The organism is Franconibacter sp. IITDAS19, assembly GCF_023079515.1.
GTDB classification, from domain to species: domain Bacteria; phylum Pseudomonadota; class Gammaproteobacteria; order Enterobacterales; family Enterobacteriaceae; genus Franconibacter; species Franconibacter pulveris.
The window spans coordinates 573,612-592,681 of record NZ_JALJCP010000002.1 but is presented as its reverse complement, the minus strand read 5'-3'; the positions used below and the strand labels follow the sequence as shown (position 1 = coordinate 592,681).

Here is a 19,070-nt window from a genome sequence, read left to right as displayed (position 1 = left end):
AGACGCACATCCTCGGTGGAGTGGGAGATGAGAGTGCGATTGTCTCCAGGGCGAACGAAGCGGAGGTTCTCTGACAGAAATAACCTTGTGCCGTTATTGCATTCATTAATGTTTAGCGGCGCCGTTACGAGATTAAGCGAGGCGTGATGAAAAAAAATCCACGCCATTGCGTGGATTTTATAAGGCTGTGCTCTTCACGAGATTTGCTGAAAACCTCGTGAGACAACACATTTTATTTAGACGTTGAACAGGAAGTTCATCACATCGCCGTCTTTAACGATGTAGTCTTTCCCTTCCGCACGCATTTTGCCGGCTTCTTTGGCGCCCTGTTCGCCTTTATAAGCGATGAAATCTTCATAGGCGATGGTCTGGGCGCGGATAAAACCTTTTTCAAAGTCGGTATGGATTTTACCTGCTGCCTGCGGCGCGGTGGCGCCGACCGGGATGGTCCATGCACGCACTTCTTTCACGCCAGCGGTGAAGTAGGTTTGCAGGTTCAGCAGCGCGTAGCCTGCGCGAATCACACGGTTCAGGCCCGGCTCTTCCAGACCCAGCTCCTGCATAAACTCGTCGCGCTCTTCATCGTCCAGCTCGGCGATGTCCGCTTCAACCGCGGCGCAGACCGGCACCACGACGGAGCCTTCCGCTTCGGCAATTTCACGCACTTTGTCCAGGTACGGGTTGTTTTCAAAACCGTCTTCGTTAACGTTGGCGATGTACATGGTCGGCTTGAGGGTCAGGAAGCTCAGGTAACGCACCAGCTCCTTCTCTTCTTTGCTCAGGTTAAGCGCGCGCAGCATGCCGGCGTTTTCCAGCTGCGGCAAACATTTTTCCAGCACTGCCAGCTCGGCTTTGGCGTCTTTGTCGCCGCCTTTCGCCTTTTTAGAAATACGGTGAATCGCGCGCTCGCAGGTATCGAGGTCCGCCAGCGCCAGTTCGGTGTTGATGGTGTCGATATCTTCAGCCGGATCCACTTTGCCGGAAACGTGAATGATATTGTCATTCTCAAAGCAGCGCACCACGTGGCCGATAGCTTCGGTTTCACGGATGTTCGTCAGGAACTGGTTGCCGAGGCCTTCGCCTTTGGAGGCGCCCTTCACCAGACCGGCGATATCGACAAACTCCATCGTGGTCGGCAGGATGCGCTGGGGCTTCACGATTTCCGCGAGCTTGTCCAGACGCGGATCGGGCATAGGAACGACGCCGGTGTTCGGCTCAATGGTACAGAACGGGAAGTTGGCTGCCTCGATTCCCGCTTTGGTCAGCGCATTGAACAGGGTGGATTTACCGACGTTCGGCAAGCCGACGATACCGCATTTGAATCCCATGGTTTAAATCACCTTAATTTCTTGATAATCAGGGGGTTAGAAATAACCCGATGATGGAAAAAAACAAACTTTGCCTATTATACACGTAACAGAGCTCCAACGGGCGGAGAAATCACCCCGCGGCGTGGTAAAACCCCTTTTATTGCGCTTTAAAGGTGTGAAGGCGGTTAGTGGCTTTAATTAACCCATCCTGCAGCCAGATTTCAGTGCAGCGCGCCGCTTCGTCAACGGCGTCATCTATCAGCTTCTGTTCGCTTACGGGCGGTTTGCCCAGCACAAAACCGACAACCTTGTTTTTATCGCCAGGATGGCCGATTCCAATCCGTAAGCGGTGAAAGTTAGGGTTATTGCCCAGTTTGCTGATGATGTCTTTCAGGCCGTTGTGGCCGCCATGACCGCCACCGAGCTTGAACTTTGCCACGCCTGGCGGCAAATCCAGTTCGTCATGCGCGACCAGAATTTCATCCGGCGCGATGCGGTAGAACGTCGCCATCGCCGCCACCGCTTTGCCGCTCAGGTTCATAAAAGTGGTCGGCACCAGCAGACGAACATCGTTGCCCGCAAGCGTCAGGCGCGAGGTATAGCCGAAAAATTTGGCTTCCTCTTTTAGCGGCGCGCGGTGGCGTTCCGCCAGTAAGTCTACATACCATGCCCCGGCGTTATGGCGCGTTGCCGCATACTCGGCGCCCGGGTTCGCCAGGCCGACAATCAGTTTAATGGTCACGTTATTGTTCCTGAAAAGCGCTAAATTCGCGGCGTAGTTTACTGTGACGCCTGGCAAATCACAAAGCGCAACAGGGCATGCGAATGAATTTGAATAGTCGCAACGCGTAATAATTAGAATTTCAATTTGATCAGGGGTTTATTTGTAAAGTTTTGTGAGAGATATATCCAGAATTGTGACCTGACCCTCATCGGCTACCTATAAGCGTTACCTATACTTTACACACAAGGAGAGGGGGCATTCCCCATCAACCCATTTACCTGGAGGTGACCTGTGAGACGCAAAAACGCTTCATTACTTGGTAATTTTCTGATGGGGTTGGGGCTCGTTGTTATGGTTGTCGGCGTCGGCTATTCCATCCTCAACCAGCTTCCGCAGCTGCAACTGCCGCAATTCTTCGCCCACGGCGCGGTACTGAGCATCTTTGTCGGCGCGGTGTTATGGCTGGCTGGCGCGCGCGTAGGCGGCCATGAGCAGGTATGCGACCGCTACTGGTGGGTGCGACATTTCGATAAGCGCTGCCAGCGCAATCAACACCGGTAACGTTAACGCCCCCACGGCGAGAAAAAACGGCTTCTGCAAAGAGGCCGTTTTTTTTATGCTTTTCGGCTTGACCCTCACGTTACGTAAGACATCACACTTCACCGTGAAGCAGCAAAACAGGAGCTACGACAAGATGTTAATACAGGTAGGCGAACTGGCCCGGCGCGCCGGGATTACGGTTCGCGCATTACACCACTACGAGTCGCAGGGCCTGCTGTTGCCTTCGGCCCGCACCGAGGCAGGTTACCGGCTTTATAACGCCCGTGATGTAGAACGTTTGCATACTATCCAGGCATTAAGCCATATGGGACTGACGCTTGCCGAAGTGCGCGCCTGTCTGGAGAACCATTCGGTTGCCCTGACCGATATTATCGATCAGCAAATCGCCATGCTCGACAGCCAGATTTCACGCATCACTACGCTTCGCGAAAGACTGGAGGCATTGCAGAGCGACCTGAAAGCGGGGCAGGAGCCGAATCTCTCTGAATGGCTAATCACACTGGAGTTGATGAAAATGTACGACCGTTGGTTCAGTAAAGCAGAACTGGAAGCGCTGCCCTTTGCGAAAAAAGATCCGGCGCGGGAGAACGAATGGCTGCAGCTTGTGCAGCAGGTGAAGCAGCTGATAGCCCAGAACACGCCGCCGGAAGCGCCGCAGGCGCAGCGCCTCGCCACTCGCTGGATGGAGATGCTGGAGCGCGACACCGCCGGCAAACCCGATTTCCTGACGCGCCTGAACGAAATGCACGCCAAAGAGCCGCAGATGCAGGAGCAAACCGGCATTACGCCGGAGGTGATGGAGTATGTCACGCGGGCGTTTGCGGAATCAAAGCTGGCGATTTATCAGCGCTACCTTAACCCGCAAGAGTATGCTTATACTCGCGCCCACTACTTTGACCGCATGATGGAGTGGCCGCCGCTGGTGGCGAAGCTGCATGCGGCGCAGGCGAAAGGGATTGCGCCGGGAAGCGAAGAGGGCAAGGGGCTGGCGGCGAACTGGCTTGAACTCTTTACCTCGTTTGCCGGCAACAATCCCCAGACTCACCAAAAATTCCGCGAGGCGATGAGCAAAGAGCCTGCGCTTTCCGTCGGCACATGGATGACACCGGAGGTGCTGGGCTGGTTGCAACAGGCGGTGGGCGCGCTGATGCAAGGCGATGCAACAGCGCGCTAAGCGAAGTGAATCAGAGGTCGGCTAACGCGCTGGCCTGATCCGGGAAGAAGGCAAGACGCCCAGGGATGGGCTGTACGCCTGCGCGCGCCAGCGTGCGCAGCGGTTGAAATTCAAGCTGGCAGATACGCAGCTCGCAACCCTGCGGCAGGCGTTCAATAAAGCGCTGCAGCGCATCCAGCCCGCCGGCGTCCAGCACCGGCACGGCGTCCCATTGCATTACCACAACACGTTTGCCTTCGGCCTGTTGCAAAAGCGGGCTGAATACGCCTTCCGCCGCCGCAAAAAAGAGTGGCCCGGTGACCCGCACCGCCAGTACGTCATCCGCTAACGCGACATTCAACGGCACGGTTCGCGTCATGCGCGCTACGCGGCGCATAAACAACAACGATGCCAGCACAATGCCCACGCTTATTGCGATGACCATATCGAACAGCACGGTCAGGGACATACAGATCAGCATAACGATAATATCGTCGCGCGGCGCACGCCTTAGCAGGTTTACCACCTTGTGCGCTTCGCTCATGTTCCAGGCCACCATCAGCAGCAGCGCCGCCATGGCGGAGAGCGGCAGCCAGGAGAGCAGCGGCGCCAGTGCCAGCAGCGCGAGGAGCACCAGCAATGCGTGGATCACCGCAGAGACGGGCGAGGTGGCCCCGGCGCGCACGTTGGCGGCGGAGCGGGCGATCGCCGCCGTGGCGGTAATGCCGCCAAAGAAAGGCGCGACAAGGTTGCCAAAACCCTGGCCTATCAACTCGCTGTTGGCGTTGTGTTTAGTACCGGTCATGCCGTCCAGCACCACGGCGCAGAGCAAGGATTCAATCGCCCCGAGCATCGCCATGGAAAAGGCGGCAGGCAGCAGCGCCTGCAGCGAATCCCAGCTTAGCGTAAAGGTCGAACCTGGCAGGTTCCAGGGCAGTACAAGCTGCGGCAGTAACGGGGGTATCCCGTTGCCCTGGGCGCCGTCGGCCAAAACATAATGGAAGCGTGAGCCGATGGTCGCCACTTCCCCGCCAAGCAGGTTCACCACGCCCATGACCGCGCACCCGGCGAGCAGAGCAGGGAGATGACCCGGCAGGCGAATGCCGAGGCGGGGCCATAAAATAAGCACTGCAAGCGTCACGATACCGATAGCCGCATCGCCGGTATTCACCGTTGGCAGCGCCATCACCAGCGCGCCCACTTTTTGCAGGTAGTGCTCCGGCACATGCGCCATCTCCAGGCCGAGAAAATCTTTAATCTGCATGGTGGCGATGGTAATGCCGATCCCGGAAGTAAATCCCAGCGTGACGGAAAGGGGGATGTACTCAATCAGCCTGCCGAACCGCGCCAGGCCGAAGAGCACCAGAAAAAGGCCGGAGAGTAACGTCGCCATTAACAGTCCGGCCAGGCCAAACTGCTGGGCGACCGGATAAAGAATGACAACAAACGCCGCCGTCGGCCCGGAAACGCTAAAGCGTGAGCCGCCGCTTAAGGCGATGACCATGCCGGCAATCGCTGACGTATAAAGGCCATACTGCGGCGGCACGCCGCTGCCGATGGCCAGCGCCATCGCGAGCGGAATGGCGATGATCCCGACGGTCACGCCCGCAATCACATCGCGTGAGAAACGCGAAAGTGTGTATTTTTCGCGCCAGCAGGCGTCTACCAGCGCGCGGAAGGGCATTATTTGAGCAGAGAAAAGGGTTTTCACGGTTTTCATCCCTGAGCATTTCATCTTTCAGGATTATGAAAGATGAGTGAGGTATAAGTCATACAAATAAATCACAAAAACAAAAAAACCCGCCTCGGCGGGTTTTTAAGCGTTGTCCGATTAATGCTCGAACATAGCAGAGATAGATTCTTCGTTACTGATACGACGAATCGCTTCGGCCAGCATGCCAGAGAGCGTCAGCGTACGTACGTTCGGCAGCGCTTTGATCTCTTCAGCCAGCGGAATGGTGTCGCAAACCACGACTTCGTCAATGACGGAGTTGCGCAGGTTGCTGACCGCGTTGCCGGAGAAAATCGGGTGCGTTGCATAGGCGAAAACGCGCTTCGCGCCGCGCTCTTTCAGCGCTTCCGCCGCTTTGCACAGGGTGCCGCCGGTGTCGATCATATCGTCAACCAGTACGCAATCGCGGCCTGCTACGTCGCCGATGATGTGCATTACCTGAGAAACGTTAGCGCGCGGGCGACGTTTATCGATGATAGCCATGTCGGTGTCGTTGAGCAGTTTAGCGATAGCGCGGGCGCGAACCACGCCGCCGATATCGGGAGAAACGACAATCGGGTTGTCCAGGTTCTGCTGCAGCATATCCTCCAGCAGGATAGGGCTGCCGAAGACGTTATCTACCGGCACATCAAAGAAACCCTGAATTTGTTCTGCGTGCAGGTCCACGGTGAGCACACGGTCAACCCCAACGCTCGACAGGAAATCGGCCACTACTTTCGCAGTGATCGGCACACGTGCGGAACGCACGCGACGGTCCTGACGGGCATAGCCAAAGTAGGGGATAACAGCGGTGATGCGGCCTGCGGAAGCACGGCGCAGCGCATCAACCATAACAACGAGTTCCATCAGGTTGTCGTTAGTAGGGGCACAGGTGGACTGGATGATGAAAATATCACCACCGCGTACATTTTCATTGATTTGTACGCTGACTTCACCGTCGCTAAAGCGACCGACAGCAGCGTCGCCGAGGGAAGTGTACAGGCGGTTGGCAATACGTTGTGCTAGTTCCGGGGTGGCGTTACCAGCAAAAAGCTTCATATCAGGCACGAGAAGAACCTCAGGCATGCGTCCAGTGGTGGATGGCGGTTACCGCGGCGATAACGACCATCCAGGCGGTGTATTTAAAGAGCGTGGCGCAACGTCTGGAACAAGGGTGACGTTGTCACCAGGGCTCAGCTTGCCCGGAAATGGCTTGCTGTAGCGGCGAAATATTTACGCCTTGCGCAACGAAACCGCGCAGCCATTCCGGGGCTTGCTCAAGCACCTTTCGGGCAGCGGACTCGGTGTCAAATTCAGCAAACACGCAAGCGCCAGTGCCAGTCAGGCGCGACGGCGCGTATTCTAACAGCCAGGAAAGCGCGGCATCAACCTCGCGAAAACGTTTTCTTGCGATCTGCTCGCAATCATTACTGAATTCACAATTCAGTAACGTTTCTATTGACCGGGCGGGCGTGTTACGCGGTAAATCAGGGTCTTTGAAGATAACCGGCGTCGCGATGCTCACGCCCGGATGCGCGACCAGATACCATTTTTCCGGCGGCGAAACGGGCGTTAAGCGTTCACCCACCCCTTCGGCGAAGGCGGCATGACCGCGCACGAAAACCGGCACATCTGCGCCAAGCTGTATGCCAAGCGCAGCAAGTTCCGCTTCGCTTAAGCCGGTTTGCCATAAATGGTTTAGCGCGACCAGAACAGTGGCGGCGTTAGAAGAGCCGCCGCCCAGCCCGCCGCCCATCGGCAACCGCTTTTCTACTCCCAGATCCGCGCCGGCCCCTGCTGGCAGACGGCCCGTCTCCCGGGCGCGGCGCATGAGCAGTCGCGCCGCGCGCAGGATAAGGTTTTCTTCATCGGGCACGCCCGCAATCGGCGTGGTTAGCCGCAGCTCGCCGTCATGACGCGGGGCGATAAGCACCGTGTCGCCGTAATTCACAAACTGAAACAGCGTCTGCAAAGTATGGTAGCCATCTTCACGACGGCCCGTGATATAGAGAAACAGGTTCAGCTTTGCCGGAGAGGGCCAACGCGTCATCATTTAACTATCCAGTTATCCATTTTCAGCTTGATGCGCTGGTCGCCTTCGGTCAGCTCCATATTCGAAGGCAGGGCAGGCTGGGTTTTACTGTCATAGCCGCTATAAACTACATGCCACGTTTTGCCGTTTTGCGTGTAGTTCACTTCGCTCAGGCGATACTGGTTGTCGAGTTTATAATCGGTCGCGTCGCCCGGCAGGCCAAGGATCCACTGACGCAGGCTGTTGATGGGGATCGGCATGCCGGTCAGCTTTGCAATCATCTCTTCGGCATCGGTGGCGGTGTAGCGCTGGCCTTTGTTATCCACCAGTTGCACCACGCCCGGCTGCGCATTCAGCTCCATTTCCGTGCTGCCAAGCGGGTTGGTCAGCAGCAGTCGGTAGCGGTCCTGACCGGTTTGTTGCCAGAAGAAGCGGGCATAGACTTTCTGTTCATCGGAAAGATAAGCGAAAGCGCCGCGAGTCTGGTACTGATTCAGGCTGCGCACCTGCTGTTGGTGCTGCTGCCACTGCGGGGAGTCGGGGCTTTTGCCCGGACCTTTCGGCGTATTAACGGCGCAGGCGGTCAGAACGAGGCTCGCCAGCGGCAAAAGACGCAAAAAGCGCAGAGATGAAATAGCCATATTGACGTCAAATCCTTGATGCGTGTTGGGGTTATAACCTTTCATGCTAGCGCTCGCGTGCAAGAGCGTCTACGTTCAAGTTGTCTTAAATCATGAAATTAACTATTACTCCAAAAGAGGCGGTTCTCTTTTATTGACCTTACGCATCCTGTATGATGCGCGAAGTCAAACCTTATCAACGCTGGTACTATTCCCGCTCACATGACCCTTTTAGCACTCGGCATCAACCACAAAACGGCTCCTGTTTCGCTGCGAGAACGCGTTACGTTTTCGCCGGATACGCTCGACCAGGCGCTGGAAAGCCTGCTTGCGCAGCCAATGGTGCAGGGCGGCGTAGTGCTCTCAACGTGCAATCGCACAGAGCTCTATCTGAGCGTGGAAGAGCAGGACAATCTGCACGACCGGCTGGTGCGCTGGCTTTGCGACTACCACAACCTCAATGAAGATGAGGTGCGCAACAGCCTTTACTGGCATCACGACAACGATGCGGTAAGCCACCTGATGCGCGTCGCCAGCGGGCTGGACTCCTTAGTGCTGGGCGAGCCACAAATCCTGGGCCAGGTGAAAAAAGCGTTCGCCGACTCCCAGCGCGGTCATGCGAAAGCGAGCGAGCTGGAACGCATGTTCCAGAAATCGTTCTCCGTCGCCAAGCGCGTGCGCACCGAAACCGACATCGGCGCCAGCGCCGTTTCCGTCGCTTTCGCCGCCTGCACGCTGGCGCGCCAGATTTTCGAATCCCTTTCCAGCGTCACGGTGCTGTTAGTCGGGGCGGGGGAAACCATCGAACTGGCCGCCCGTCATCTGCGCGAACACAACGTCAAGAAGATGATTATCGCTAACCGCACCCTGGAGCGCGCCCAGCGTCTGGCGGATGAGGTGGGCGCGGAAGTCATCAATCTTGCGGAGATAGACGAGCGTCTGAAAGAGGCCGACATTATTATCAGCTCCACCGCAAGCCCATTGCCGATTATCGGCAAAGGCATGGTGGAGCGCGCCCTGAAGGCTCGCCGCAATCAGCCGATGCTGCTGGTGGATATCGCCGTACCGCGCGACGTCGAGCCGGAAGTGGGCAAGCTCGCCAACGCTTACCTCTACAGCGTTGACGACCTGCAATCGATCATCCAGCACAACCTCGCGCAGCGCAAAGCGGCGGCGGTTGAAGCAGAATCGATTGTCGAGCAGGAAGCGCACGAATTTATGGCCTGGCTGCGCGCGCAAAGCGCCAGCGCAACCATTCGTGAATACCGCAGCCAGGCGGAGCAGGTGAGGGAAGAACTCACCGCCAAAGCCCTGGCCGCGCTGCAACAAGGCGGCGACGCCGAATCCATTTTGCAGGATCTGGCCCGGAAACTGACCAACCGCCTGATCCACGCGCCAACCAAATCTCTTCAGCAGGCCGCCCGTGACGGGGATGACGAACGCCTGCATATTCTGCGCAACAGCCTCGGGCTGGAGTAGCGCCACACATTCTTATTACAAAAAGGTGAACTACCGCCTATGAAGCCTTCTATCGTTGCCAAACTGGAAGCCTTGCAGGAGCGTCATGAAGAAGTTCAGGCGCTCCTCGGCGACGCGAGCACTATCGCCGACCAGGATCGCTTTCGCGCGCTTTCCCGTGAATACGCCCAGTTAAGCGATGTTTCTCGCTGTTTTTTACAGTGGCAACAGGTTCAGGACGATCTGCTAACCGCAGAAAGCCTGCTTGAAGATCCGGAAATGCGCGATATGGCGCAGGAAGAGCTGCGCGATGCGAAAAGCCGCAGCGAAGAGCTGGAACAGCAGCTACAGGTATTGCTGCTACCAAAAGATCCAGACGACGAGCGCAACGCGTTTGTTGAAGTGCGCGCCGGCACCGGCGGCGACGAGGCGGCGCTGTTCGCCGGCGACCTTTTCCGTATGTACAGCCGTTACGCGGAATCCCGCCGCTGGCGGGTGGAAATCATGAGCGCCAACGAAGGCGAGCATGGCGGTTATAAAGAAGTGATCGCCAAAATCAGCGGCGAAGGTGTGTACGGGCGTCTGAAGTTTGAATCGGGCGGGCATCGCGTGCAGCGCGTTCCGGCGACGGAATCCCAGGGCCGTATTCACACCTCCGCCTGCACCGTGGCGGTGATGCCGGAGCTGCCGGAGGCGGAGCTGCCGGACATCAACCCAGCCGATCTGCGCATCGATACCTTCCGCTCTTCTGGCGCGGGCGGCCAGCACGTTAACACCACCGACTCCGCCATTCGCATCACCCACCTGCCGACGGGCATTGTGGTGGAGTGCCAGGATGAACGCTCGCAGCATAAAAACAAAGCCAAAGCGCTGGCGGTGCTTGGTGCGCGTATCCACGCCGCAGAAATGGCGAAACGGCAGCAGGCGGAAGCGTCCACGCGCCGCAACCTGCTTGGCAGCGGCGACCGGTCCGACCGAAACCGCACCTATAACTTCCCGCAAGGGCGCGTTACCGACCACCGCATTAACCTGACGCTCTACCGTCTGGATGAAGTAATGGAAGGGAAGCTGGATGCGCTTATTGAGCCTATCATTCAGGAACACCAGGCGGACCAGCTGGCCGCGCTGGCTGAGCAGGACTAATGGACTATCAGCACTGGCTTAAGCAGGCTATTGCGCGCTTAACGCAAAGCGAATCTCCGCGCCGGGACGCGGAGATTTTGCTTGGTCTTGTAACGGGTAAAACCCGCACGTTTATTCTCGCTTTCGGCGAAACCCTGCTTAGCGAAGATGAAGCGCAGGCGCTTGAAAACTTGCTTGAGCGCCGGGCGCAGGGCGAGCCAGTGGCGCATCTGACGGGTTTACGTGAGTTCTGGTCGTTGCCGCTGTTTGTCTCTCCCGCCACGCTTATTCCCCGTCCGGATACGGAATGTCTGGTGGAGCAGGCGCTGGCGCGTCTGCCCGCAGAACCCTGTCAAATTCTGGATTTGGGCACGGGCACGGGCGCTATTGCGCTGGCTCTCGCCAGCGAGCGGCCGGACTGCCATGTCACCGCCCTTGATGTAGTGCCGCAGGCTGTCGAGCTGGCGCGCCGCAATGCGCAACACCTCGCTATTCCTAATATTACGCTTCTGCAAAGCGACTGGTTCAGCGCGTTAGACGAAGCGTATTTCACGCTTATCGTCAGTAATCCGCCTTATATCGACGATGCCGATCCGCATCTTACTCAGGGCGACGTGCGCTTCGAGCCGCGCAGCGCACTGGTGGCGGACGAGAATGGCCTTGCGGATCTCAGAACATTAATTTTCGAGGCGCGCCGCTTTCTTGTTAACCAGGGCTGGCTATTGTTAGAGCACGGCTGGCGTCAGGGTGAAGCGGTACGGGAGCTTTTTAGCGAAGCGGGTTATCATGCGGTGGATACCTGCCGGGATTACGGCGGCAATGAGCGTCTGACGCTGGGTCAATTTGCAATAAAACAGGAGTAACAAGGCCATGGCGGCTTATTTTGCACTGAAGCATTTTCATATCCTGACGGTGATCATCTCCATCAGCCTGTTTGTTTTACGCTACGTCTGGCAATATCGTGGCTCGGCCATGTCGGCGAAGCGCTGGGTGCGTATCGTTCCGCATGTTAACGACACCCTTTTGCTGGCGAGCGGTGTTGCGCTAGTGCTCATAACGCACTTTTATCCCTTCACGCCGCAAGGCGCATGGCTGACGGAGAAGCTCTTTGGCGTTATCATTTATATCGCTTTAGGGTTTATCGCGCTGGGTCGACGCCCGCGAAGCCAGCAAACACGCTGGATCGCGTTTTTGCTGGGGCTGGTGGTGCTTTACATCATCATTAGACTTGCCACCACGAAGATACCGTTATTGGGGTTGATATGAAGTCGTTGGCCGATTTCGAATTTAACAAAGCACCGCTCTGCGACGGCATGGTGCTGGTTTCACAATTAATCCGCGATGATTTTCCCGATCAGGAGGTCTATCAGCAGCTTGACGCGCTGGTTAGCCTCGCCCGGGAAGAAATTTGCGAGGGGCTCCATCAGGATATGCAGCTTGAGCGCCTGCTTGAGCTGTTTTATGGCGAATGGGGTTTTTCCGACGCGCGCGGCGTATACCGCCTTTCCGATGCGCTCTGGCTGGATAAGGTATTAAAAAATCGCCAGGGCAGCGCCGTATCGCTGGGCGCGATACTGCTGTGGATAGCCGACAGGCTGGAGATCCCGCTGACGCCGGTGATTTTCCCGACGCAGCTGATTCTGCGCGCTGACTGGATGGATGGCGAAATGTGGTTGATTAATCCGTTCAATGGCGAAACGCTGGATGAGCATACGCTTGAGGTGTGGCTCAAGGGCAACGTTAACCCGGTGGCGGAACTCTATGTCGACGACCTTGAAGAATCGGAAAACGCCGAGGTTATTCGCAAGCTGCTGGATACCCTGAAATCCGCGTTGATGGAGGAGAGCCAGATGGAGCTTGCTCTGCGCACCAGTGAAGCGCTGCTGCAGTTCAACCCGGAAGATCCGTATGAGATCCGCGACCGTGGGCTTATCTATGCGCAGCTGGATTGCGAACATGTCGCGCTGAACGACCTGAGCTATTTTGTCGAGCAGTGCCCGGAAGATCCGATTAGCGAAATGATCCGCGCGCAAATCAATTCGATTTCGCACAAGCAGATTACGCTGCACTGATTAGCAAACCGTATACCGATTTACCGCTGACAAGGGCGAACTTATGAAGCAAAAAGTGGTTAGTATTGGCAATATCAACGTGGCGAACGATCTGCCGTTCGTTCTCTTTGGCGGCATGAATGTGCTTGAGTCGCGCGATCTCGCGATGCAAATCTGCGAGCACTACGTCAACGTGACCGACAAACTCGGCATTCCTTACGTTTTTAAAGCCTCCTTTGATAAAGCCAACCGCTCCTCCATTCACTCCTATCGCGGACCGGGTCTGGAAGAAGGGATGAAAATCTTCCAGGAGCTGAAGCAGGCCTTCGGCGTTAAAATTATCACTGACGTGCATACCGCCGAGCAGGCGCAGCCGGTTTCTGAAGTGGTGGACGTTATCCAGCTGCCGGCCTTCCTGGCGCGTCAAACCGATCTGGTGGAAGCGATGGCGAAAACCGGCGCGGTTATCAACATCAAAAAGCCGCAGTTCATCAGCCCGGGGCAGGTTGGCAACATCGTGGATAAATTCCACGAGGGCGGCAACGACAAAGTGATTTTGTGCGACCGCGGCACTAACTTCGGTTATGACAACCTGGTGGTTGATATGCTGGGCTTCAGCGTGATGAAGAAAGTGTCTGGCAACGCGCCGGTGATTTTCGACGTGACGCACGCGCTGCAGTGCCGCGACCCGTTCGGCGCCGCCTCCAGCGGTCGTCGCGCGCAGGTGGCTGAGCTGGCCCGCGCCGGCATGGCGACCGGCATCGCCGGCCTGTTTATCGAAGCGCATCCGGACCCGGAACATGCTAAATGCGACGGCCCGTCCGCACTGCCGCTGGCGAAGCTTGAGCCGTTCCTGAAGCAGATCAAAGCCATCGACGATCTCGTTAAAGGCTTCGAAGAGCTCGATACCAGCAACTAAGGTTCTGGCTAACAAAAAACCCCGCTTCGGCGGGTTTTTTTTATGGGCTGAAACTAAGCCAGCCTGTAAGGACGAAGCAAAGCGCTACTCTGCGTATTATATCGAGAGCCGATTAAGCAAAAATCGTCATCAGATAGGCGGCGAAAAGCGCCAGATGCGCCGCGCCGTTAAGCACGTTCGTCCGCCCTGTGGAGAAAGAGATCTGACAGAGCACCAGCGAGGCCAGCATAACCACCATCTCCGGCGCGCCCAGACCAAACACCAGGTCGTTGCCGGTCAGGATCGCTATCAGCGTGACCGTGGGAACCGTTAATGAGATTGTCGCCAGCACGGAACCAAAGAAGAGGTTCATGGCGCGCTGCACCTGGTTATTGAGCACCGCTTTTAAGGCCCCCAGGCCTTCCGGCGAGAGGATCAGCAGCGCCACCAGAAAACCGGTGAAGGAGACCGGGGCGTTCAGGTGCGTCAGCAAGGCTTCCAGTGGGTTTGCGTTCATTTTGGTCACGGCGATAACCGCAATCAGATGAACGATCAGCCAGATGGCATGCCACAGGCTGCTGTGCGCCGAAGGTTTGCCGTGGTGCGGGTCGTCACCGTCGCCTTCATCTTCATGCTCGTAAACAAACAGGCTCTGGTGCGTTTTGGTCTGAATCAGCAAGAACACGCCGTACATGGCGGCGGAAATCAGCGCCACCAGCAGCGACTGGGCGGTGGTGAAGTTGCCACCGGGCAGGGCCATCGGGAAGACCAGCACAATCACCGCCAGCGGAAAGAGCGCTATCAGGTACTGCTTAATGCCGAACAGGTTCACATATTGCGTGGCGAACTTGCGCCCGCCCAGCAGCAAGGCGAAACCCACCAGCCCGCCGGTGACAATCATGATGATGGAGTAAAGCGTATCGCGCATCAGGGTTGGCGCGGCGTCGCCGGTCGCCATCAGGGCGGAAATCAGGCTGACTTCGAGGATAACGACCGAGAGGCTCAGGATAAGCGACCCATAAGGCTCGCCCAGGCGGTGCGCCAGCACATCGGCGTGTCGCACCACGCTAAACGCGCTGTAGAGAATGGCTATCAGGGAAAGGATGTTAATACCGACTACCGCTGGCAGCGACTGGCTCCCGCCCCACAGGGCCAGTACCGCCAGCGCCAGCACCGGAAAAATGAGCGTGGTCTCCTTGTGGCGGGTTTTCACCGCCTCATGCGTTGTTTTGGTCATTAATTTTCTCCAGAGTGGCGATTCTTTATCATTATAGTGAGCGAACGAGCTGCGCATAAAATAGCAAACACGCGCTTTTATCGCGGGATATTTACGAATTTTTACGGCTTAAGATAATTTTTACGCTGAAAGCGTCATAATTGACGGCTTTGTTTATATTACGTTTATCCGCCAGCGGGTTGAACCTGATTACAAACCACAATTCACCCCGGCTGGCGAAGGCGCGCATCCTGTTCCACACTTACTTTTTCTGTGTAAAAGGAGATAGCCGATGCCATACGATTCCCGCAGCGATTTACCCGACAACGTGAAAAACGTGCTGCCTGCCCACGCGCAGGATATCTATAAAGAGGCCTTCAACAGCGCTTGGGACCAATATAAAGACAAAGATGACCGACGCGGCGACGATACCCGGGAAGAGACGGCGCATAAGGTGGCCTGGGCCGCAGTAAAAAATGAGTATGAAAAAGGCGATGATGACAAATGGCATAAGAAAAAATAAGGGTGCTTTAATGCCTTGATTACCCGATACCTTTACAGCCCGATCGCTTATTCTGGCAGGAAAAGATGACGGTTATGTGTTTTTGTGATGGCCGTCACCCTTGCCAGCGCCACGCTAATTGCATATCGTCAGCACTGTTGCTTTCTAAATAAACAGCAATAATGCCCGGAAAGCGCTTAAAAATGGCAGGGAAGAGAGCAGTAGCAGTAAGCAGTGGCGGAGGTAGAACGTGTTAACTCGTGATTTCTTAATGAAAGCGGACTGTAAAACGGCGTTTGGCGCAATTGAGGAATCCTTACTCTGGTCGCCGGAGCAGCGCGCGGCGTCGCTGGCGGCTACGCTTGCCTGTCGGCCGGACGACGGCCCGGTATGGATTTTCGGCTACGGCTCGCTGATGTGGAACCCGGCGCTGGAGTTCGAAGAGTGCGCGCCGGGCACACTGGTGGGCTGGCACCGCGCTTTCTGCCTGCGTTTAACCGCCGGACGCGGCACCGCCTGCCAGCCAGGACGCATGCTGGCGCTTAAAGAGGGCGGCCGCACGACCGGCGTTGCTTACCGTATTCCCGAGTCGCAGCTTGAAGCGGAGCTGACGCTGCTGTGGAAGCGGGAAATGATTACCGGCTGCTACCTGCCAAGCTGGTGCAAACTTGAGCTTGATGACGGTCGCACCATCAATGCGCTGGTCTTTATTATGGATCCGCGCCATCCCCTCTATGAACCCGACACCCGCGCAAGGGTTATCGCTCCGCTTATCGCCGCCGCCAGCGGGCCGCTTGGCACCAACGCGCAGTATCTCTTTTCGCTTGAGCAGGAGTTGAAAAAGCTGGGGATGCGGGACGATTGTCTGGATGAGCTGGTGAGCGAAGTGCGCGCCTGGCAACAGCGCGGTGAGCAGGGCGGGGAGCTCCAGCCCGGGTTTGCATAAAACCCTCCGCTTGCGCGGAGGGGAAACGGTCAGGCTGGTACGTAACTAATGGAGTGCTCCAGCGACTGACTGCGGCTATCGATCAGGACATTCCATAAACCGCTGTAGGGCACCGTCAGATACGCGCTGCTGCGATCCTCGACGCTCAGAATATCCGCCGCCTCTTCAGCACGCGCTTTCGCGCTCATCAAGTGGATATGACATTTATCCGAACAGCGCACCACCACGGTGTCGCCGCCAAAAAGTTTTAACGTCGTTTTAACCAAAGCCATTTTTTACCCCTGCTATCAATGTGAAAATGTCTGCTTTCATCTCGTCAGGCGATAAAAGCAGTGAACTCGTTCACAAAACCCTTGCTGCATAACACCAAAGGGGAGGGCGGTTAATGCTGACTTTGATCAAAAAAAACGATAACCCATAAACTTTTGTGACATTTCTCCTGAAACCATTCAGCGGGCGCATTTTTATTGCCTGAAAACGCGCCCGCGCAGGGTTAAATGCGGAAATGGCCCGCCGTTTCCGCCAGCTCGCCCGCCTGGCTTTGCAGCGCGCCTGCGGCGGCGGCGGATTGCACGACCAGCTCGGCGTTCTGCTGCACCATACGGTCGAGATGCACGACGGCGTGGTTAATCTCCTGAATCCCTTTCATCTGCTCGCTGGTGGCGATGGTGATTTCCTGCATGATGCCGGAAACATTGCCGATGCTGCTGACAATGTCCTGCATCGACTCGCCCGCTTCACGCACATAGCGCGAGCCTGTCGCCACGCTGCTGGTGGTGGAGTCGATAAGCGACTTAATCTCTTTCGCCGCCTGCGCGCTGCGGCTGGCGAGGCTGCGCACTTCGCCCGCCACCACGGCGAAGCCGCGGCCCTGTTCGCCGGCACGCGCCGCTTCTACGGCGGCGTTCAGCGCCAGAATATTGGTCTGAAACGCGATGCCGTCGATAACGCTGGTAATATCGCCAATCTTCGACGAGGCGGTTTCGATAATCTGCATCGTGTCGATGGCGCGGGACACCACTTCGCCACCGCGGCTTGCCACTTCAGAGGCGGTCTGCGCCTGGCCGCTCGCCTGGGCGGCGGCTTCGGTAGACTGCGCGACGGAGGCGGTAATCTGCTCCACGGCGCTGGCGGTTTCGCGCAGGCTGGAGGCTGCCTGCTCGGTGCGCCCGGAGAGATCCTGGTTGCCCGCCGCAATCTCATTGGCCGCGACTTTCACCGAGGCGCTGGCGTCGCGCAGATGGCCCATCACCACCGAAAGCTTGTCGCTGAAGGCGTTAAACGCATGGGCAATTTGCGCCACTTCGTCACTGCCGTTTTCAGGCAGGCGTTGAGAAAGATCATTCGTGCCGTTGCTGATGGCGTGCATGGCGTCGCGAATGGTCAGCAGACGCTGAAGCAGTCTGGCCACCAGCAGATGCACCAGCGCGCCGGCCACCAGCACCAGAACGATAAGCGAGAGGGCGGATGCTTTGAGTTGCGCCTTCATACCAGACGTGGCGTCGCTTTCATCCAGCGCCACCACCAGATACCACTGCGTACCCGCCACCCGCGTCGCCAGCAGCTGTTTTGCCGCGCCCGCCTGTTCGCCTTTTTCGCCTTCCTGCGCCTGAATTAGCTGGCTGAACTCGACGCCGGAAACCGCCTCGCTGAAGGGTTTGAGCGTCAGCGCCGCGTCGCCTGCGGCAATCACCGAACCATCGACGTTAACCAGCATGCCGCTGCTGTGTTCGGTAGGCTGAATGCTGCGCACGTTGGCGACCACGCTCTCCATCGACAGGTCGCCCGCCACCACAGCGGCAAGTTCGCCGTTGCGCTTCACCGGCACAGCGAATGTGACCACCAGCTTACCGGTGCCGGCGTCGACGTAGGGCGCGGTGACGACCGGCGCATCGGCCTTCAGCACCTGCTGATACCAGGGGCGGATGGTCGGATCGTAGTCGGCGGGCACGCCAGTGGGATCGGAGAATTTCGCGGTTTTACTGGGGTAGCCCACATAGACGTTGGTAAACCCGCCCGCGGCGGCAATCTGGCGAAACACCGGCACCGGGTCTTCGCTCACGGCGACGGCATCCAGCGACTGGATAACCGTCATTTTGTTTTTTACCCAGTCTGCAATCGCAAGCGTATGGCTTTTGCTGGTGCTGCGCAGCGTTTCGAGGCGGGTCTGTTGATTATCGTGTTGTGAAACCAGGTAGTTAATCACCGTATTAAGCAAAAGCGCGACAACCAGACAGCCGGCGGTGGCGGCGATTATCCGTGTGCGAATAGAAGTAAACATAGTAAGTACCCTGCTGTGTTGTTATTAAAGGGCTATCGGCAACCCCAGCAGGGACTTGATGCGCAAAGTCGCAATATAAGAAAACAGTATTACCCAGGCGTGATTATTAGAAAGTCAACACCTTGTCCGCCGCCAGCGTCCACTGCGCCAGCTCCACCAGCGTGCCGATGGCGATGCCGTCCGCCAGCGGCAGGTCAGTAATGCCGCGCCCGTCGGTGCAGGTCTTACAGAGCTTTACCGGCACGCCCTGGGCGGTGAGGATCTCAAGCATTTGCTGGATGTTATACCCCTCGGCGGGGCGCTGGCCGCGCAGTCCGGCGGTGACCGCGTCGGACATCAAGAACAGCTTCAGCGTCACGCTTTCGTCCTGCTCGCGCAGCGCAATGGCAAGCCGCAGGCTGTTGAACAACGACTCGCTGCCGTAAGCGGCGCCGCTTGCGATAATCACGATATTTTGCATGTTGGCTCCTTTGCCCTGAAGGCAC

General features: G+C 57.2%; 20 protein-coding genes. 10 read left to right on the top strand and 10 right to left on the bottom strand.

Going from position 1 to position 19,070, the window contains the following annotated elements:
- Nucleotides 1–236: 236 nt before the first annotated feature.
- Both ychF and pth read right to left on the bottom strand, forming a co-directional pair.
- Nucleotides 237–1,328 carry a redox-regulated ATPase YchF gene (gene ychF, locus MT962_RS08660; protein ID WP_024558577.1) on the bottom strand — a complete coding sequence of 364 codons (1,092 nt, stop codon included), beginning with the start codon at nt 1,326–1,328 and terminating at the stop codon, nt 237–239.
- Nucleotides 1,329–1,467: 139 nt separating this feature from the next.
- Complete coding sequence (gene pth / locus MT962_RS08655) at nt 1,468–2,052, bottom strand: aminoacyl-tRNA hydrolase (RefSeq protein ID WP_024560577.1); 585 nt, start codon at nt 2,050–2,052, stop codon at nt 1,468–1,470.
- Between the two features lie 273 nt (nt 2,053–2,325).
- Here pth and ychH point away from each other — a divergent pair, with 273 nt between their 5' ends.
- The gene (gene ychH, locus MT962_RS08650; protein ID WP_024558579.1) at nt 2,326–2,595 is read left to right on the top strand and encodes a stress-induced protein YchH; all 270 of its coding nucleotides are present in this window, start codon (nt 2,326–2,328) and stop codon (nt 2,593–2,595) included.
- A gap of 133 nt (nt 2,596–2,728) precedes the next feature.
- Nucleotides 2,729–3,769: a MerR family transcriptional regulator gene (locus MT962_RS08645; RefSeq protein WP_028019894.1), complete on the top strand. Its 1,041-nt coding sequence runs from the start codon at nt 2,729–2,731 to the stop codon at nt 3,767–3,769.
- Nucleotides 3,770–3,779: 10 nt separating this feature from the next.
- On the opposite strand, the gene dauA is transcribed toward MT962_RS08645, so the two are convergent.
- The 4 genes from dauA to lolB all read right to left on the bottom strand — a co-directional run bounded on the left by dauA (nt 3,780) and on the right by lolB (nt 8,132).
- Nucleotides 3,780–5,459 (bottom strand): C4-dicarboxylic acid transporter DauA, encoded by a 1,680-nt coding sequence (gene dauA / locus MT962_RS08640; RefSeq protein ID WP_247365392.1) that lies wholly within the window; start codon nt 5,457–5,459, stop codon nt 3,780–3,782.
- 120 nt (nt 5,460–5,579) lie between these two features.
- Nucleotides 5,580–6,527, bottom strand: coding sequence for a ribose-phosphate diphosphokinase (gene prs / locus MT962_RS08635; protein WP_024553864.1), 948 nt, complete (start codon nt 6,525–6,527; stop codon nt 5,580–5,582).
- 115 nt (nt 6,528–6,642) lie between these two features.
- Nucleotides 6,643–7,509, bottom strand: a complete 867-nt coding sequence (gene ispE / locus MT962_RS08630) for a 4-(cytidine 5'-diphospho)-2-C-methyl-D-erythritol kinase (RefSeq protein ID WP_247365490.1) — start codon at nt 7,507–7,509, stop codon at nt 6,643–6,645.
- Nucleotides 7,509–8,132, bottom strand: coding sequence for a lipoprotein insertase outer membrane protein LolB (gene lolB / locus MT962_RS08625; RefSeq protein ID WP_024561734.1), 624 nt, complete (start codon nt 8,130–8,132; stop codon nt 7,509–7,511). The genes ispE and lolB overlap by 1 nt, the downstream gene beginning before the upstream one ends.
- Nucleotides 8,133–8,333: 201 nt before the next feature.
- On the opposite strand from lolB, the gene hemA reads away from it, so the two are divergent.
- The 6 genes from hemA to kdsA are packed head-to-tail and all read left to right on the top strand — an operon-like array spanning nt 8,334 to nt 13,661.
- Nucleotides 8,334–9,590, top strand: coding sequence for a glutamyl-tRNA reductase (gene hemA, locus MT962_RS08620; RefSeq protein ID WP_028019895.1), 1,257 nt, complete (start codon nt 8,334–8,336; stop codon nt 9,588–9,590).
- Between the two features lie 39 nt (nt 9,591–9,629).
- Nucleotides 9,630–10,712 carry a peptide chain release factor 1 gene (gene prfA, locus MT962_RS08615; RefSeq protein ID WP_247365391.1) on the top strand — a complete coding sequence of 361 codons (1,083 nt, stop codon included), beginning with the start codon at nt 9,630–9,632 and terminating at the stop codon, nt 10,710–10,712.
- The gene (gene prmC / locus MT962_RS08610) at nt 10,712–11,554 is read left to right on the top strand and encodes a peptide chain release factor N(5)-glutamine methyltransferase (RefSeq protein WP_247365390.1); all 843 of its coding nucleotides are present in this window, start codon (nt 10,712–10,714) and stop codon (nt 11,552–11,554) included. The genes prfA and prmC overlap by 1 nt, the downstream gene beginning before the upstream one ends.
- 7 nt (nt 11,555–11,561) lie before the next feature.
- Nucleotides 11,562–11,957 (top strand): SirB2 family protein, encoded by a 396-nt coding sequence (locus MT962_RS08605; protein WP_024558587.1) that lies wholly within the window; start codon nt 11,562–11,564, stop codon nt 11,955–11,957.
- Complete coding sequence (gene sirB1, locus MT962_RS08600; RefSeq protein WP_024558588.1) at nt 11,954–12,763, top strand: invasion regulator SirB1; 810 nt, start codon at nt 11,954–11,956, stop codon at nt 12,761–12,763. Before MT962_RS08605 ends, sirB1 begins: the two co-directional genes overlap by 4 nt.
- A gap of 43 nt (nt 12,764–12,806) precedes the next feature.
- Nucleotides 12,807–13,661, top strand: a complete 855-nt coding sequence (gene kdsA / locus MT962_RS08595; RefSeq protein ID WP_024558589.1) for a 3-deoxy-8-phosphooctulonate synthase — start codon at nt 12,807–12,809, stop codon at nt 13,659–13,661.
- 112 nt (nt 13,662–13,773) lie between these two features.
- Here the strand turns inward: kdsA and chaA are convergent, their stop codons facing one another.
- Nucleotides 13,774–14,877 carry a sodium-potassium/proton antiporter ChaA gene (chaA, locus tag MT962_RS08590; protein ID WP_024561861.1) on the bottom strand — a complete coding sequence of 368 codons (1,104 nt, stop codon included), beginning with the start codon at nt 14,875–14,877 and terminating at the stop codon, nt 13,774–13,776.
- A 271-nt stretch (nt 14,878–15,148) separates the two neighbouring features.
- Here chaA and chaB point away from each other — a divergent pair, with 271 nt between their 5' ends.
- The gene (chaB, locus tag MT962_RS08585) at nt 15,149–15,379 is read left to right on the top strand and encodes a putative cation transport regulator ChaB (protein WP_024558598.1); all 231 of its coding nucleotides are present in this window, start codon (nt 15,149–15,151) and stop codon (nt 15,377–15,379) included.
- A gap of 229 nt (nt 15,380–15,608) precedes the next feature.
- Nucleotides 15,609–16,304: a gamma-glutamylcyclotransferase gene (locus MT962_RS08580; protein WP_247365389.1), complete on the top strand. Its 696-nt coding sequence runs from the start codon at nt 15,609–15,611 to the stop codon at nt 16,302–16,304.
- 29 nt (nt 16,305–16,333) lie between these two features.
- On the opposite strand, the gene MT962_RS08575 is transcribed toward MT962_RS08580, so the two are convergent.
- The 3 genes from MT962_RS08575 to MT962_RS08565 form a co-directional block, all read right to left on the bottom strand.
- Complete coding sequence (locus tag MT962_RS08575; RefSeq protein ID WP_024558600.1) at nt 16,334–16,576, bottom strand: DUF1883 domain-containing protein; 243 nt, start codon at nt 16,574–16,576, stop codon at nt 16,334–16,336.
- A gap of 221 nt (nt 16,577–16,797) precedes the next feature.
- The gene (locus tag MT962_RS08570; RefSeq protein ID WP_247365388.1) at nt 16,798–18,585 is read right to left on the bottom strand and encodes a methyl-accepting chemotaxis protein; all 1,788 of its coding nucleotides are present in this window, start codon (nt 18,583–18,585) and stop codon (nt 16,798–16,800) included.
- A gap of 106 nt (nt 18,586–18,691) precedes the next feature.
- Entirely contained in the window at nt 18,692–19,045 is a 354-nt protein-coding gene (locus MT962_RS08565; RefSeq protein ID WP_024558602.1) for a DsrE/DsrF/TusD sulfur relay family protein, read from the bottom strand.
- Between the last annotated feature and the right edge of the window lie 25 nt (nt 19,046–19,070).